Raw genomic sequence first — 15544 nt, 5'->3', positions numbered from 1 at the left:
ATGATCCGACTTGAAAGTATCCTGACCCCCGGCCGTTCCCTGGTGAACGTGCCGGGTGGCAGTAAAAAGAAAGCCCTCGAACAAATTGCCAACCTGATCGCCCGCGAAGTGCCGGCTCTGGAGATGCAAGATGTCTTCGAGGCGCTGATTGCTCGTGAAAAACTCGGCTCCACCGGTTTTGGCAACGGCATCGCTATTCCACATTGCCGCCTCAAGGGCTGTGTTGCGCCCATCAGTGCATTGATGCACCTGGACGCCCCTATCGATTTCGACGCCATCGACGGCGCACCGGTTGACCTGCTGTTCGTACTGCTGGTCCCGGAAGCCGCCACCGATGCGCACCTTGAGCTGCTGCGACAGATCGCCAGCATGCTCGACCGCAAGGAAGTTCGCGAAAAACTGCGTAGTGCTGCAAGTAATGAAGCCCTGTATCAGGTTGTCCTGGACGAGCAAAACGGTCAGTAATCATGCGCTTGATCATCGTCAGTGGCCGTTCCGGCTCAGGTAAAAGTACCGCCCTCAATGTTCTTGAGGACAACGGCTACTACTGCATCGACAACCTGCCTGCCGGTCTGCTCCCGGAACTGGCCGAACGAGCGTTGATTCATACCGAACTAATGCAGCCGCTGGTCGCCGTTTCCATTGACGCCCGCAACCTGCCCAGTCACCTGTCAAGATTCCCCGACCTGCTCGAGGAAGTCCGCAGCCGCCACATCCAGTGCGATGTCCTGTACTTGGATGCCGACGAAGAAACCCTGCTCAAGCGCTTCTCGGAAACCCGCCGACGGCACCCCCTGAGCAACGCCAACCGTTCGCTGGCCGAAGCCATCAGCGTCGAGAGCGTCCTGCTCGGGCCGATTGCCGACCTCGCCGATCTCAAGATCAACACCACCAGCCTGAACCTGTACCAACTGCGCGACGCCATCAAGCTGCGCCTGTTGAATCAGCCGGAACCCGGCACTGCATTCCTGGTGGAGTCCTTCGGATTCAAGCGCGGCATGCCGGTGGACGCCGACCTGGTGTTCGATGTGCGTTGCCTGCCCAACCCTTACTGGAAACCGGAATTGCGCGAGCAGTCCGGGCTCGACCAACCGGTTGCCGAATATCTGGCGGCACAGCCGGATGTCGAAGAGATGTTCCAGGACATTTCCACATACCTGCTAAAGTGGCTGCCTCGTTTTGCCGCCAGCAACCGCGCATACGTCACCATTGCCATTGGATGCACTGGCGGACATCACCGCTCCGTCTATCTGACCGAGCGTCTGGGGCAGGTGCTGCAAAAATCACTGAAGAACGTCCAGGTTCGCCACCGCGACCTCAGCTAAAGGATTCACACCGCGATGCCTGCTCTGGAAATCGAAATCATCAACAAGCTGGGCCTGCATGCCCGCGCTTCTGCAAAATTCGTTGGGGTGGCAGGTCAGTTCCCGTGCCAGATCCGCGCCGGTCGCACGCCGGAATCAATGGTCGATGGCAAAAGCATCATGGCGATGATGATGCTGGCCGCCGGCAAAGGCACCACGATCCACTTGAGTACAGAAGGCGAGCAGGAACAGGAAGCGCTGGATGCGCTGGTGGCGTTGATCAACAACTTCTTTGACGAAGGCGAGTAACACTCCGACGGGGGCGCTTTTGTGGCGAGGGGGCTTGCCCCCGTTGGGTCGCGAAGCGGCCCCATACCCTGTCATCGCAATGCACCAGATACACCGCGCTTGCTGATTTTTACCACTGCTGCGCAGCCGAACGGGGCGATGCGGCGTTCCGACAAGCCCCCTCGCCACAAATCAAGCCAGCGCCGTATCCATCACCATCATCAAACAAAACCCCATCAGCAGCCCAAGGCTGGCAAGTTTGTCGTGACCATTGCGGCGCGACTCCGGTATGACTTCGTGGGTTACCACCAGCAACATCGCCCCCGCCGCCAGCGCCAGGCCCAAAGGCAGCAGCAGCTCAGCCAGACTCACCAGCCAGGCGCACAACAGCGCGAACACCGGTTCGACCACCCCTGATGCGGCACCGATCAGGAACGCCTTGCCCCGGGACATCCCTGCCCCGGCCAGCACCAACGCGATCACCAGTCCTTCCGGCACATCCTGCAAGGCAATGCCCATCGCCAGGCTGTCGGCATCAGGCATGCCGCCACCGGCGGAAACACCGACCGCCATACCTTCGGGAATGTTGTGGGCAATGATCGCAAACACAAACAACCAGATGCGCGGAGGAATGACCGGTCGCTCCAGGGTGCCAACCAACATTTCCGGGCTGGCACCAGAGACCTTCCGATCCACAAGGAACAACCCGAACGCGCCGAGCATAATGCCGAAGCTGATCAGCCCACTGGATGCCCAGGGTGACAAGCCAAGCCCTTCGGCGGCAGAGATGCCTGGAACGATCAACGAAAATGCCGTTGCTGCGAGCATGACGCCGGCGCCAAAGCCAAGCAAAGTGTCGCTGAGCATCTGCGGCATCCGCCGAATCACCAACACCGGCACCGCTCCCAGCGCGGTACCCAGAGCGCAGAGCGCACCGCCCTGCAATGCACGCAGTAACTTCGGCTCAAGGTCGAGCCATGCCAGCCCATGGGCAACCAATAGGCTCATTCCCGCCAGTAATAACAGCGATCCAAACGCGTAACGAAACATCCGCCCACTTCCGATCGCCAGTGTTTCAGTGCCCATAGCCAAGCCTTGGATTGTTTTTATCGGGGACTTAAACCAGCGCGGCCTGATAGCGCGCAGCGACTTCCGGCCAATTGATCACGTTGTAGAACGCGCTGATGTATTCCGGACGACGGTTCTGATAGCGCAGGTAATAGGCGTGCTCCCAGACGTCGAGACCCAGAATCGGTGTATTGCCGTTCATTAACGGGCTGTCCTGGTTACCGCTGCTTTCCACCACCAGGGTCTTTTGCGGGGTCACGCTCAGCCAGGCCCAGCCACTGCCGAAGCGGGTCAGTGCGGCCTTGGTGAACGTCTCCTTGAAGCTGTCGAGACCACCCAATTGTTCATCGATAGCCTTGGCCAGCCCCCCTTCGGGATTGCCACCGCCACCGGGCGCCATGACTTCCCAGAACAATGAATGGTTGGCGTGGCCGCCCCCTTGGTTGATCACCGCCGCGCGCAGCTTTTCCGGCAGTTGCTGAACGACGGAAACCAGCTTCTCCACCGGCCACTCGGCATACTCGGTGCCCTCGACGGCCGCGTTGAGGTTGTTGATGTAGGTCTGGTGATGCTTGGTGTAGTGGATCTCCATGGTCTGCGCATCGATGTGCGGCTCCAGGGCGTCGTAGGCGTACGGCAAGGCAGGCAAGGTAAAAGCCATGTTCAATGGACTCCATGATGATGAGGCGCAGGCGAAGCGACATCGATGTGCAGCAGTCGATGGGTACGCGGATATTCGCCGTGTTCACTGATGAAATTCAGCAACTCGACGTAAGTCTTGCTGCTCTGGCGCAACGCGGCTTCACGCAAGGCCCGTGGCAGTCGTGGGTCCTGCATGGTCTGCAACAGCCGTTGATGGACAGCGCACAGGTATTCGGCGCTCTCCTCCGGCTGGTTCAAACGCAAGTGCAGGTCCGCCAGGTTGTGATGGGAAATCACGCAGGCCGCCACCGCTTCGTCGGCATCCACCCAGCGCTCGTACAGCACCTGGGCCAGGGCCAATGCCTGCAGGTACGCCTCGCGGGCATCAACCAGTTCACCCAGCATGAAAAAGCGATTGGCTCTTTCGATCGTGCGTTTCCAGTGCTCCATGGTGCGCCTCCAAAGCGGTAGCGGGGCTTACACGCCGCCCGCGGTGAGTTTTTCCGGGTTGAGCAATTCTTCCAGCTGGCCGCGCGAAAGATCGGTGTGCTCCAGCGCGACGTCAATCACCGGTCGGCCTTGTTGATAAGCCTTCTTGGCAATCTCGGCAGCCTTCTGGTAACCGATGATCGGGTTGAGCGCGGTAACCAGAATCGGGTTGCGTGACAACGCTTCCTTGATCCGGCTTTCGTTGACCTTGAAGCTGGCAATGGCCTTGTCCCCCAGCAGGCGGCTGGAGTTGGCCAGCAACTCGATACTGCTCAGCAGGTTCTGGGCGATGATCGGCAGCATCACGTTCAGCTCAAAGTTGCCCGACTGACCGGCGATGGTGATCACGCTATCGTTGCCAATGACCTGAGCCGCGACCATCGCGGTCGCCTCGGGAATGACCGGGTTAACCTTACCCGGCATGATCGAGGAGCCCGGTTGCAGGGCTTCCAGTTCGATTTCGCCAAGGCCGGCCAACGGGCCGGAGTTCATCCAGCGCAGGTCGTTGGCAATTTTCATCAGCGATACGGCGGTGGCTTTCAGTTGCCCGGAAACCGCGACAGCGGTGTCCTGGGAACCGATCAGCGCGAACAGGTCCTTGCCCGGCTGGAACTCAACCTGGGTCAATTTGCTTAGCTGCTGGCTGAAACGCGCCGCGAACTCGGGGTGGGCGTTGACACCCGTGCCCACCGCCGTGCCACCCTGGGCCAGGGATTGCAGGCTTGGCTGCAAGTCCTGCAGATGGCCGATGTTGGCCTTGAGCTGCTGCGCCCAACCATTGAGCACCTGGCTCATGCGCACCGGCATGGCGTCCATCAGGTGAGTGCGCCCGGTCTTGACGTGGTGATGAACCTGTTCGGCCTTGCGCTCGATGACCTGCACCAGATGCGCCAGCGCCGGCAGCAATTGCTCATGCAACGCCAGCGCCGCACTGACGTGGATGGTGGTCGGGATGATGTCGTTGCTGCTCTGCCCGCAGTTGACGTGATCGTTGGGGTTCACCACCTCGCCGAGCAAGCGACTGGCCAGCGTGGCGATCACTTCGTTGGCGTTCATGTTGGAGCTGGTGCCGGAACCGGTCTGGAAGACATCCACCGGGAAATGCTGCATGAAATCGCCTTCCAGCAGGCCCTGGGCCGCGTCGACGATGGCTTTGCCCTGGGCTTCGCTGATCTGCTTGAGCTCGACGTTGGCGCGTGCCGCTGCCGCCTTGGCGAGGATCAACGCGCGAATGAACTGAACCGGCATCGGTTTGCCGCTGATCGGGAAGTTATCCACCGCACGTTGCGTCTGTGCGCCGTAGAGGGCTTCTTCCGGGACCTGAAGCTCGCCCATGCTGTCGCGCTCAATACGTGTCTTGGTCATCTGTAAATCCTTGCACCAGTTCAATTAATGGAATCGAGGGCTGCAACTCGCAGGTCGCGAGCTGCCAGGTGTAACTCTGCCAGCGCCTAAGGCGGCATTTGCACAACGAGAGGCGTTCGAGTTCGCGCAGTGGGCGCCACGCCTGGTCGAGGCAGTGGGTGCGCCAGTGCCACGGCAGCGCGACATCGGCGGCGGTATCGAGCAGTAGACGGAAGGATGTTTCGGCGACGGTCCAGGGAGAGGTTGCCGTGCAAGCTGCCAAATACCGGCCTTCGGCCAGGTAGTGGTCGATCAGGCGAGGCTCGTCGGGATTCATCGCGCAACGGATCTGGCGACTCATCCAGCGCCAGCTTTCGAGGTAAGGATGCTCGTGCAAGGCAGAACTCATGATCCGGGGCTCATTCGGTAATGAGATTTATTATTAAATGATAATGAGAAACAAAACAAGCTATGTAGGAGCCCGGCTTGCCGGCGATGGCGGCTTTGGAATCGCCATCGCCGGCGAGCCGGGCTCCTACAGGGATCGTGTAGACCCAATAAAAAAGGCGCGTCACCCAATGGGTGGCGCGCCTTTTGGTGAAGCGGCCGAGGCTTAGCTGCCCGCCACCGTCATCCGTTCGATCAGCACCGAACCGGTGCGAATGTTGCTGCGCAACTCCAGATCGTTACCCACGGCAACGATCTGCTTGAACATGTCGCGCATGTTGCCGGCGATAGTCACTTCCTGCACCGCGAACTGGATTTCGCCGTTCTCGACCCAGTAACCCGCCGCGCCTCGGGAGTAATCGCCGGTGACCATGTTCAGTCCCTGCCCCATCAACTCGGTGACCAACAGCCCGCGTCCCATGCGCCGCAGCAAGGCCGCCTGATCCTCATCGCCATGGGTGACGAACAGGTTGTGCACGCCGCCGGCGTTGGCGGTGCTCGGCATGCCGAGCTTGCGGCCGGAGTAAGTGCCAAGGATGTACGAGACCAGTTCGCCTTTTTCGACGAACGGTTTGGCATAAGTTGCCAAACCATCACCATCGAACGCTGCGCTGCCCATGGCTCGCATCAGATGCGGACGCTCGTCGATGGTCAGCCACTCCGGAAACAGCTTCTGACCGAGAGTACCCTCAAGGAACGAAGACTTGCGATACAGGCTGCCACCGGAAATCGCCGACAGGAAACTGCCGAACAGGCCACCCGCCAACTCTGCGGAAAACAATACCGGCACCTCGCAGGTCGGTACCGGACGCGCGCCCAGACGGCTCGCCGCCCGTTGCGCGGCACGCTGGCCGATGCTGACCGGATCGGCCAGCAGATTGCCCTGCCGATTCACGTCGTACCAGTAATCACGCTGCATCTGGCCGTCCGCTTCGGCGATCATCACGCAGCTCAAGCTGTGCCGGGTCGATGCGTAACCACCGATAAACCCGTGGCTATTGCCATAAACACGGCAGCCTTGGTGAGTGCTGAGGGTCGTGCCGTCGGCGTTTTTGATCCGAGCGTCAGCATCGAAGGCCGCCGCTTCACAGATCAAGGCTTTTTCGATGGCCTGTTCCGGGGTGATGTCCCATTCGTGGAAAAGATCGAACTCCTGTAGGTCCCTGGCCATCAGCGCGGCATCCGCCAGGCCCGAGGCTTCGTCTTCCGAAGTGTGCTTGGCGATGGCCAGTGCAGCGGCAACCGTTTCGCGAATCGCCTCCGGACCACTGGCCGAGGTGCTGGCCGAGCCTTTGCGCTGGCCGACGTACAAGGTGATGCCAAAACCCTGATCGCGGTTGAATTCAACAGTTTCGACTTCACGCTGGCGCACCGAAGTCGACAAGCCCTGCTCCAGTGACACCGCCACTTCACAGGCACTGGCCCCTTGGCGACTGGCTTCAGCGATGATCTGCTCGACTTGTTCCTGCAGTGCCGGCAACGCTTGTGGGCCGACGCTTTCAACTGCACTCATGCTGTTCTCCACTCAAATTCTGCTTTCGGTGACGGTCATCGAGCGACCGGGCCGGACAAGCGGCCCCCGACTGGTTATCATGGCGGCGTTTCTTAGCGGACTGCCACCATGGTTGATTCTTACGACGACTCCCTCGATACGGGAGAAAAAAGCAAATCCCAGGTCAAACGCGAGCTGCATGCTCTGGTTGACCTGGGCGAGCGCCTTACAACACTCAAGCCTGACTTGCTGGCAAAACTGCCCTTGACCGACGGAATGCGTCGGGCTCTGGCCGATGCGCCCAAGCACACCGCGAACATCGCGCGTAAACGGCACCTTCAGTTCATCGGCAAACTGATGCGCGATCAGGACACTGCCGCCATTCTGGTTCTGCTCGATCAACTCGATGCCTCCACCCGTCAATACAACGAACGCTTCCATAACCTGGAGCGCTGGCGCGATCGTCTGATCGCCGGCGACGATGCCGTTCTGGAAAAGTTCGTCGTCGACTACCCGGACGCGGACCGCCAGCAATTGCGTTCCCTGATCCGTCAGGCCCAGCATGAGCTTGCGCAAAACAAGCCTCCTGCTTCCAGCCGTAAAATCTTCAAGTACATCCGTGAGCTGGACGAGACTCAACGCGGTCTGCGTTAATTCTCGAATCGGGTGAGCTGCCTCGCAGCTCACCCGCAGCCTCACTTCTTACGAACCCGTGCCACCCACGGTGATCGCATCAATCTTCAGCGTTGGCTGGCCGACACCCACCGGCACCGACTGCCCATCCTTGCCACATGTGCCCACGCCACTGTCCAGCGACAGGTCGTTACCGACCATCGACACTTTGCTCATGGCTTCCGGCCCATTGCCGATCAGCGTTGCACCTTTGACCGGCGCAGTGATCTTGCCGTCCTCGATCAGGTAGGCCTCGCTGGTGGAGAACACGAACTTGCCACTGGTGATGTCCACCTGACCGCCACCCAGGTTGGCGCAGTAGATGCCGCGTTTTACCGAGGCGATGATTTCCGCCGGATCGCTTTCGCCGGCGAGCATGTAGGTGTTGGTCATGCGCGGCATCGGCAGGTGCGCGTAGGATTCGCGACGACCGTTACCAGTGCGCGCCACGCCCATCAGGCGGGCGTTGAGCTTGTCCTGCATGTAGCCCTTGAGCACGCCGTTTTCGATCAGCGTGGTGCACTCGGTCGGCGTGCCTTCGTCATCGACGCTCAATGAGCCGCGACGACCGGCCAGGGTGCCGTCATCGACAATGGTGCACAACTTCGACGCAACCCTCTCGCCCATGCGACCGCTGTAGGCCGAACTGCCCTTGCGGTTGAAGTCGCCCTCCAGACCATGACCGACGGCTTCGTGCAGCAGCACCCCCGACCAACCGGAACCGAGTACCACCGGCAAAGTACCGGCCGGTGCCGGAATGGCTTCGAGGTTGACCAGCGCCTGACGCAACGCTTCACGGGCATAGCCCATTGCGCGGTCTTCGCCGAGGAAATAACGGTAATCGGTCCGCCCGCCACCACCATGACCGCCGCGTTCGCGGCGACCGTTCTGCTCGACGATCACGCTGACGTTGAACCGCACCAGCGGCCGCACATCCGCCGCCAGACCGCCGTCGGTGGAAGCCACCAGAATCCGCTCCCAGACACCGGCCATGCTCACGGTGACTTGCTGGATGCGTGGGTCGAGGGCGCGGGTCGCGGCGTCGACTCGCTTGAGCAAATCGACTTTCTCGGCACGGGTCAGCACTTCCAGCGGATTGTCCGGTGCATACAACTGCGCAACATCCTGGCTGGTGAACGCCTGCACGGTGCCGTGTTGCCCGGCCCGGGAAATCGAACGGGCGGCACGCGCCGCCGCGCCCAAGGCTTCAAGGGTGATGGCATTGCTGTAGGCAAAACCGGTTTTTTCGCCTGATTGCGCGCGCACGCCCACACCTTGGTCAAGGTTGAAGCTGCCTTCCTTGACGATGCCGTCTTCCAGCGCCCAGGACTCGGAGATCTGCCCCTGGAAATACAGGTCGGCCGCATCGATGCCCGGCCCGGCCAGATCGCCGAGCACGCCTTGCAGGCTCTCGATCGTGACGCCACCGGGCGCCAGCAGGTGTTCACTGACTGAGGACAACAACTCGCTCATATGCTTTACGCCTTAAATTCGTCGTTCTGATGCAGGTCGCTGAGCGCCCTGCGAGAAAAAGCGCCGGTGACTGGACACCGGCATCCGCGCCCGGATGGACGCCTGTTCGCTGCTGTCGCGTTCGGCCAGCAGCACGGCCTCGCCTTGATCCTGTTGCGCCAGCACACGCCCCCAGGGGTCGACGATGGCGGCATGGCCAAAGGTTTCCCGTGGCCCCGGATGCGTCCCGCCCTGGGCAGCCGCGAGCACGTAACACTGGGTCTCGATGGCCCGCGCACGAATCAGCACATCCCAGTGCGCCGCGCCGGTCACCGCCGTGAAGGCCGAAGGGGCGGTAATCAGTTCCGCGCCGGCAGCGCGCAGTTCGCTGTACAGCTCGGGAAAGCGCAGGTCATAGCAGACTGTCAGCCCGACCCGGCCGACCGGTGTGTCCGCTACGACCACCCCGCTGCCATAAGCATAGTCATCGGATTCACGATAACGGCCACGATTGTCCGCCACGTCGACGTCGAACAGGTGCAGCTTGTCGTAGCGCGCCACCGTTTCGCCCTGGTCATCGACCAGCAACGAGCAGGCATGCGCCTTGGCCGTCGGCTGATCCACCGGCGGCAACGGCAATGTGCCGGCCACAATCCATAACCTGAGGTCGCGTGCGGTCTGTTTCAACCAGGGCAGGATCGGGCCTTCGCCCAGTGCTTCGGCGCGCCCGATGTCAGCAACGTCGCGTCGCCCCATGGCAGCGAAGTTTTCCGGCAAAACCGCCAGTTTCGCGCCACCGGTGGCCGCCTGTTCGAGCAACCGACGGGCCTGGGCCAGATTGGCCAGCACATCGCTCTGGCTGACCATTTGAATCACCGCTACAGACATGGCGCACTCCTGGAATCGTATGCGGCCATGCTACTCCATAGGCTTGCCGAGTGCCTTTTCAATAGGACCTCAAAAAGCCTTGTCGAAGGTGATTTTCGGTTCTTTCCACGGCCCCTTGACGGTGTACTTCACACTGGCAAAACGGGCGACCCGGTCACCGATAAGCTTGTCGATCAGGAACAGCGCCCCGCCGACCGCCGGTGCACCGACGATCAGTGCGGCAATCGGCAAGTTGTTGGTCACCGGCAAGGTCACCATCAGTTTCGCATCGATCTGATCGGCCACCATGTTGAGGGTGCCGTCGAGTTCGATAGTGCTCGACGGCCCCGTCAGCCGGATCGGCTCTCGGGTGACATACACGCCATTCGTCCCGACGAGCAACCCCTTGACCCGGTCATAACTCAGGCCTTTGCCGAACAGGTCGGAGAAATCCAGGCGCAGGCGCCGGCCAATGGAGTTGAAGTTGAGCAAACCAAACACTCGCAGTGCCTGGGCACTGCCTTCGACCTCGACGAACTGGCCCTGATTGAGCGTCGCATCGAGCGTGCCGGAGAAACGCTTGGTCGCCACCCAGGCCGGCGAGCCCGGCCAGCTGCCATCGACATCCATATAAAAGTCCTGGCTGGTGACGCTCGGCGCAAACCCCCAGCCCTTGAGCACATCCGCCAGGTTCTTGCCGCTGATGCGCCCCTTGTACCAACTGTTGCTGGCGCCGGGCACGCCTTCCCAGCCACCGCTACCCACCAACAACATGCCTTTGAGGCCCAGGTCCAGCGAGTTGAACACGATGCCTTTGGCCGTCGGACGAATCTTCAGCGACCAGCCCCCCACCAGATCCTGCCCCTGGAACAACTGATTGATGGTGATATCCATCGCGGGAATCTTCGTCGGGTCCACCGACGCCAGCGGATCCGGCGAGTTTTCATCGGCCTGCACGGCCGGGTCTGGTGCGGGCAGACGCACCGTTTGCAGATTGATCGTGATTGGCGTGGCCTTCGAATCGGGAAGGTTTGCACCGCCCTTAATCTGCTGGCTGTCGAGTTGCAGCGCCCAGGCGGAAGGCTTGCGCGTCACCTGGATCGAAGCCTGATCGAGCGTAGTGCCGATACCGCTGAGCTTGCCCACCTTGAAATCCGCGCCGCTGAGCAATTGCTTGGCGCTGCCGCCGGGGTCCTGTCCGGCGTATTTATCCACCAGATCCCTCCATGGGCCAACGTCCAGCTCCGATAGCACGCCCCGTATCCGCAGGCCTTTGGTGCCAGGCAACACGGCCTCGCCGCCACCGAGGACCAACTCCCCGCGACCGTCGGCGAAATTGCTGGCCGGGGCTGCGAACGTAAAACTCGCCAGGTCCCCGTAGTTGACCCAATAGCGCCGCTCGTCGCCCTGCAAGGTCATGCGAAACATCGTGTCGCGCCCGGTATCGGTGGTCATGCCGAACGGTGCAGGCAAATCGACGGCCACGCCCTTGAGGCTGGAATTGACCAGCAACTGGCTGTCGGCGCCATTCAGGGTCAGCTGCAGTTGATAAGGGATCACGCCGCTCACCGGCAGAGGCTGGGTCACCTGCAGCCAGTCCGTCAGCTTCTTGACCTCGACCTGGCCCGACGCGGTCACCCGGGTATTGAGTTTACCCGGGCTGCCATCGGCAAAAATCTGTGCGGTGACCGGTTTGTCGAACGCCCGTGCGCTGATGTTCTGCCCGCTCAGGCCTTTGCCGCTGTCGAAACGGAAGTCACCCTTGAGCTGAGTCAGTTCCAGCACGGGTTCGGCCAGTTTCAAGCGTGCCTTGGCGGTCTTGAAATCGACGAGGATCTTCGGCTCTTCGCCCTTTGCCAGGGGGATATCCAGCTTCAACTTGCCTTGCAGATCTCCCTCGCCTTCCCAACCGGCGAAGGTCGGCCCGGTGCCGATCGGCGCTTGCTGGAGGATTTTCAGGCCATCGCCCAAACCGCCGGCAAATCCACCATCGAGGAACAAATGAACGGTCTGCCCGGCCGGCACATGAGGAATGTTGACGTAAACATCGTTGACCTGGGTGTCGAGCAATTGGCCCTTGCTGGCCAGAACCCGCACGCCGCTGTCTTCGACAAACACATCGCCGCTGACCTTGCTGACATGGGGCCAGCCCGGCTGGAAGGCCAGTTCGGCATCGTGAACCTTGAAGTACAGGCTGATGCTGCGATCGACGTCCGCGGCACCGTGGTTGAGCGACCCTTGATACTGGAAGAAGCCTTGATCCACCGCGCCCTTGAGAATCGCGGTGCGCAGCCATTCGTCCAGCGCCGGACTGAGGACCGCCGGCAAGTACTTGGCCGTGTAACGACCGTCGCCGTCCACCAGGCCGACCCGCAGGTCCATGTAGTCTTCCTGGGTGTGATCGAAATGCAGGCGAATCAGGAAGTCGCCGGCAATCTTACCTTCCTCGCCCAGCACTTTCAGGTAAGGCGCGACCAAGGTGAAACTCTCTTTATCGAGCCTCCAGGTCAGCCGCGCATTGGCCTGAATGTACTGCCACGGCTTGGCGAAGATCGGGTCCAGGTGCAGCATGAAATCCTTGCTGTCCATGCGCAGTTCGCCGTGCCCCAGGTCACCGCTGATGCTGCCGCTGACATTTCGCGCCGCGGGGGCACCGTGATAGGCATCGAAGCCTACCTGGTCGAGGTTGGCGGCAAAGCCGAACTTGCTGTCGTCGGTGGCATTGGGACGGAAGTCGACCAGCACGTTACGCAGCCCCCCCGTGACTTTGAGCCGCTCGACGACCGTGGCAAAACCTTCTGGCAATGGCGCCAGCGCGTTGAGCAGCGGGGTCAGCGGAGTGAGATCAACCCGGTCGGCTTGCAGGTGCCAGAGTTCTAAGGATTTATCAGTGGCCGCGCTTTGCGTGAGCTGCAAATGCGTTTCCCAGCGGGTCTCGCCGAGGTTCATCGCCAGGGAATCCAGAATCACTGACGCGCCTTCGGCACTGCGCTGGAAGTAACCGTTGAGCGCCAGATTGTTGATCTGGATCTGCTTGCGCTCGGCGTACGCGCCCTTGAGTTGTGGCGCGTTCAGGCGCACTGCCGCGCTTTGCAAGGTGCCTTTGCCCCAGGTCACCCACAGTTCGCCACCGGCCTTGATCTCGGAAAAAGTCCACTCTTGGGTCACTCGCTCGGGCAACCACTTCGACCAGTCGCTTTGCGGCAGGCTCAGGTAGACCTCGGCTTCACCGTCCTTCCATTCACTGGCACGAATACGGGTGCGCAGGCTCATGGCCACTGGTTGCCCGTCAGGCAGGGTCAGGCGGGCGTCGAGTCGCTGCCGCGACGTACCGGTTTTCAGATTCAGGCCAACGTAGGTCAGGGTCAGCGGCGAATGTGCGAATGGCTGCAAAGTCACCTGGCTGTCGAGCACCGACAGTTGCTGGATCATCTGCATGCGATTGAGCAACTGTTCCGGATCGGTCGGTTGATCCTGTTGCACCGGCAAACCTTCCAGCGCCCATTGACCGTCGTCACCCTCCTTGACGCTGATCTTCAGGCCGCTGAGTTCCAGATGAGCGATGCGTACCTGACGGGCCAGCAGACTGGCCCAAAGGTCCGGCACCGCGCGCACCTGATCCAGGTGCAAGGCATTGGCGCCCTCGCCGACCGTCACGTCGCGAGCCATCAATATGGGGGCGAATCCACGCCAGTTGCCTTCGAGCTCGCCGATCTGCAACCGCATGCCCAAGGCATCGCTGGCTTTGGATTCGATGTCGGCACGGTACTCGGCGACCAACGGCGTCAGCTCCCGGCCAAGGCTGACGTAGAGCGCCATCAACACCAAAACTAACGCGCACAGGCCCAGACCCCAGCGGGTCAGTGCGGCCAAAATGCGTGTCAGACGGTCCATGTCAGGTGGCTCCCATGGCAAATGTTTTGCAAAAAGCTGAGGCCAGCCATTCTCGAACAATCAAAGCGAAACGCTTCAGAGCAGCACCACGTCGTATTGTTCCTGGGAATACATGGTTTCGACCTGGAAGCGAATGGTGCGCCCGATAAACCCTTCCAGCTCGGCGACGTTGCCCGACTCTTCGTCGAGCAGGCGGTCGACAACTTTCTGGTTTGCCAATACACGATAGCCTTCCGCCTGATAGGCGCGAGCCTCACGCAGGATTTCACGGAAGATTTCGTAGCAAACGGTCTCTGGCGTCTTGAGCTTGCCGCGTCCCTGGCAGGCGTTGCACGGCTCGCACAATACTTGCTCGAGGCTTTCGCGGGTGCGCTTGCGGGTCATCTGCACCAGGCCCAGCTCGGTAATGCCGATGATGTTGGTCTTGGCGTGATCGCGCTCGAGCTGTTTCTCCAGCGTGCGCAATACCTGGCGCTGGTGTTCTTCATCTTCCATGTCGATGAAGTCGATGATGATGATCCCGCCGAGATTGCGCAGGCGCAATTGCCGGGCAATGGCCGTAGCGGCTTCGAGGTTGGTCTTGAAGATGGTTTCTTCGAGGTTGCGATGGCCGACGAACGCCCCGGTGTTCACGTCGATGGTGCTCATGGCTTCCGCCGGGTCGACCACCAGATAACCCCCGGACTTGAGCGGGACCTTGCGCTCAAGAGCCTTCTGGATTTCGTCTTCGACGCCATACAGGTCGAAAATCGGTCGCTCGCCCGGGTAATGTTCCAGACGGTCGGCAATCTCGGGCATCAATTCGGCGACGAACTGTGTGGTTTTCTGGAAGGTTTCCCGGGAGTCGATGCGGATCTTCTCGATTTTCGGGCTCACCAGGTCACGCAGGGTACGCAGCGCCAGGCCGAGGTCTTCATAGATCACGCTGGGCGCGCTGATGGTTATGATCTGGGCGCTGATCTGATCCCAGAGCCTGCGCAGGTAGCGGATGTCCATGAGTATTTCATCGGCGCCCGCACCTTCGGCTGCCGTACGCAGAATGAAACCGCCGGCCTCCTTGATCCCTTCCTTGGCCACGCAATCAGTGACCACTTGCTTGAGGCGCTCGCGCTCGGCTTCGTCTTCGATTTTCAGGGAAATGCCGACATGGGCCGTACGTGGCATGTACACCAGGTAACGCGAAGGGATCGACAATTGAGTGGTCAGGCGCGCGCCCTTGGAGCCGATCGGGTCCTTGGTGACTTGCACCACAAGGCTCTGGCCTTCGTGCACCAAAGCACTGATGCTCTCCACCGCCGGCCCTTCGCGCAGGGAAATTTCCGACGCATGAATGAAAGCGGCACGATCCAGGCCGATATCGACGAATGCCGCTTGCATCCCCGGCAAGACCCGCACGATTTTGCCTTTATAGATGTTGCCGACGATCCCGCGCTTTTGCGTACGCTCGACGTGGACCTCTTGCAGGACACCGTTTTCGACCACCGCCACGCGCGACTCCATCGGCGTGATGTTGATCAGAATCTCTTCACTCATGGCAGGGTCTCGTTCAGGCATGTTCACGATAATGGCCGCATCTGTTCAGGAC

14 protein-coding genes are annotated in these 15544 nt (G+C 60.9%); 4 read left to right on the top strand and 10 right to left on the bottom strand.

Going from position 1 to position 15544, the window contains the following annotated elements; genetic code table 11:
* The 3 genes from ptsN to B0D71_RS07095 are packed head-to-tail and all read left to right on the top strand — an operon-like array spanning position 1 to position 1613.
* On the top strand, positions 1–465 hold the full coding sequence (gene ptsN / locus B0D71_RS07105) for a PTS IIA-like nitrogen regulatory protein PtsN (protein WP_103394160.1): 465 nt from the start codon (positions 1–3) through the stop codon (positions 463–465).
* Positions 466–467: 2 nt separating this feature from the next.
* Positions 468–1325: an RNase adapter RapZ gene (rapZ, locus tag B0D71_RS07100; RefSeq protein ID WP_103394159.1), complete on the top strand. Its 858-nt coding sequence runs from the start codon at positions 468–470 to the stop codon at positions 1323–1325.
* Between the two features lie 15 nt (positions 1326–1340).
* The gene (locus tag B0D71_RS07095; RefSeq protein WP_007970256.1) at positions 1341–1613 is read left to right on the top strand and encodes an HPr family phosphocarrier protein; all 273 of its coding nucleotides are present in this window, start codon (positions 1341–1343) and stop codon (positions 1611–1613) included.
* Between the two features lie 171 nt (positions 1614–1784).
* On the opposite strand, the gene B0D71_RS07090 is transcribed toward B0D71_RS07095, so the two are convergent.
* The 6 genes from B0D71_RS07090 to pmbA form a co-directional block, all read right to left on the bottom strand.
* Positions 1785–2678, bottom strand: coding sequence for a ZIP family metal transporter (locus B0D71_RS07090; RefSeq protein WP_103394158.1), 894 nt, complete (start codon positions 2676–2678; stop codon positions 1785–1787).
* 31 nt (positions 2679–2709) lie between these two features.
* Positions 2710–3321 (bottom strand): superoxide dismutase, encoded by a 612-nt coding sequence (locus tag B0D71_RS07085; RefSeq protein WP_103394157.1) that lies wholly within the window; start codon positions 3319–3321, stop codon positions 2710–2712.
* Positions 3322–3323: 2 nt separating this feature from the next.
* Positions 3324–3752, bottom strand: coding sequence for a hypothetical protein (locus tag B0D71_RS07080; RefSeq protein ID WP_103394156.1), 429 nt, complete (start codon positions 3750–3752; stop codon positions 3324–3326).
* Positions 3753–3779: 27 nt separating this feature from the next.
* Complete coding sequence (locus B0D71_RS07075; RefSeq protein ID WP_103394155.1) at positions 3780–5156, bottom strand: class II fumarate hydratase; 1377 nt, start codon at positions 5154–5156, stop codon at positions 3780–3782.
* The gene (locus B0D71_RS07070) at positions 5137–5544 is read right to left on the bottom strand and encodes a FagA protein (RefSeq protein ID WP_103394154.1); all 408 of its coding nucleotides are present in this window, start codon (positions 5542–5544) and stop codon (positions 5137–5139) included. Before B0D71_RS07070 ends, B0D71_RS07075 begins: the two co-directional genes overlap by 20 nt.
* Before the next feature lie 204 nt (positions 5545–5748).
* Complete coding sequence (gene pmbA, locus B0D71_RS07065; RefSeq protein WP_103394153.1) at positions 5749–7095, bottom strand: metalloprotease PmbA; 1347 nt, start codon at positions 7093–7095, stop codon at positions 5749–5751.
* A 108-nt stretch (positions 7096–7203) separates the two neighbouring features.
* Between pmbA and yjgA the strand changes: the two genes are divergently transcribed.
* The gene (yjgA, locus tag B0D71_RS07060; protein ID WP_008046139.1) at positions 7204–7728 is read left to right on the top strand and encodes a ribosome biogenesis factor YjgA; all 525 of its coding nucleotides are present in this window, start codon (positions 7204–7206) and stop codon (positions 7726–7728) included.
* A gap of 48 nt (positions 7729–7776) precedes the next feature.
* Here the strand turns inward: yjgA and tldD are convergent, their stop codons facing one another.
* The 4 genes from tldD to rng form a co-directional block, all read right to left on the bottom strand.
* Entirely contained in the window at positions 7777–9219 is a 1443-nt protein-coding gene (tldD, locus tag B0D71_RS07055; protein ID WP_103394152.1) for a metalloprotease TldD, read from the bottom strand.
* 12 nt (positions 9220–9231) lie between these two features.
* Positions 9232–10086, bottom strand: coding sequence for a carbon-nitrogen hydrolase family protein (locus tag B0D71_RS07050; protein ID WP_103394151.1), 855 nt, complete (start codon positions 10084–10086; stop codon positions 9232–9234).
* Positions 10087–10155: 69 nt separating this feature from the next.
* The gene (locus tag B0D71_RS07045; protein ID WP_103394150.1) at positions 10156–13959 is read right to left on the bottom strand and encodes a YhdP family protein; all 3804 of its coding nucleotides are present in this window, start codon (positions 13957–13959) and stop codon (positions 10156–10158) included.
* Between the two features lie 75 nt (positions 13960–14034).
* Positions 14035–15492: a ribonuclease G gene (gene rng, locus B0D71_RS07040; RefSeq protein ID WP_103394149.1), complete on the bottom strand. Its 1458-nt coding sequence runs from the start codon at positions 15490–15492 to the stop codon at positions 14035–14037.
* Positions 15493–15544: the final 52 nt, after the last annotated feature.

Origin of the sequence: Pseudomonas laurylsulfativorans (assembly GCF_002906155.1) — a bacterium.
In the GTDB taxonomy this organism is placed as follows: domain Bacteria; phylum Pseudomonadota; class Gammaproteobacteria; order Pseudomonadales; family Pseudomonadaceae; genus Aquipseudomonas; species Aquipseudomonas laurylsulfativorans.
Note: the sequence above shows the minus strand (reverse complement) of the source record. Positions and strands in the feature narration are given on the sequence as shown.

Excerpts from the sequence above, each read along its gene's own strand:
- ptsN (WP_103394160.1), top strand. The coding sequence starts at position 1 with ATGATCCGACTTGAAAGTATCCTGACCCCCGGCCGTTCCCTGGTGAAC.
- rapZ (WP_103394159.1), top strand. The coding sequence starts at position 468 with ATGCGCTTGATCATCGTCAGTGGCCGTTCCGGCTCAGGTAAAAGTACC.
- B0D71_RS07095 (WP_007970256.1), top strand. The coding sequence starts at position 1,341 with ATGCCTGCTCTGGAAATCGAAATCATCAACAAGCTGGGCCTGCATGCC.
- B0D71_RS07090 (WP_103394158.1), bottom strand. The coding sequence starts at position 2,678 with ATGGGCACTGAAACACTGGCGATCGGAAGTGGGCGGATGTTTCGTTAC.
- B0D71_RS07085 (WP_103394157.1), bottom strand. The coding sequence starts at position 3,321 with ATGGCTTTTACCTTGCCTGCCTTGCCGTACGCCTACGACGCCCTGGAG.
- B0D71_RS07080 (WP_103394156.1), bottom strand. The coding sequence starts at position 3,752 with ATGGAGCACTGGAAACGCACGATCGAAAGAGCCAATCGCTTTTTCATG.
- B0D71_RS07075 (WP_103394155.1), bottom strand. The coding sequence starts at position 5,156 with ATGACCAAGACACGTATTGAGCGCGACAGCATGGGCGAGCTTCAGGTC.
- B0D71_RS07070 (WP_103394154.1), bottom strand. The coding sequence starts at position 5,544 with ATGAGTTCTGCCTTGCACGAGCATCCTTACCTCGAAAGCTGGCGCTGG.
- pmbA (WP_103394153.1), bottom strand. The coding sequence starts at position 7,095 with ATGAGTGCAGTTGAAAGCGTCGGCCCACAAGCGTTGCCGGCACTGCAG.
- yjgA (WP_008046139.1), top strand. The coding sequence starts at position 7,204 with ATGGTTGATTCTTACGACGACTCCCTCGATACGGGAGAAAAAAGCAAA.
- tldD (WP_103394152.1), bottom strand. The coding sequence starts at position 9,219 with ATGAGCGAGTTGTTGTCCTCAGTCAGTGAACACCTGCTGGCGCCCGGT.
- B0D71_RS07050 (WP_103394151.1), bottom strand. The coding sequence starts at position 10,086 with ATGTCTGTAGCGGTGATTCAAATGGTCAGCCAGAGCGATGTGCTGGCC.
- B0D71_RS07045 (WP_103394150.1), bottom strand. The coding sequence starts at position 13,959 with ATGGACCGTCTGACACGCATTTTGGCCGCACTGACCCGCTGGGGTCTG.
- rng (WP_103394149.1), bottom strand. The coding sequence starts at position 15,492 with ATGAGTGAAGAGATTCTGATCAACATCACGCCGATGGAGTCGCGCGTG.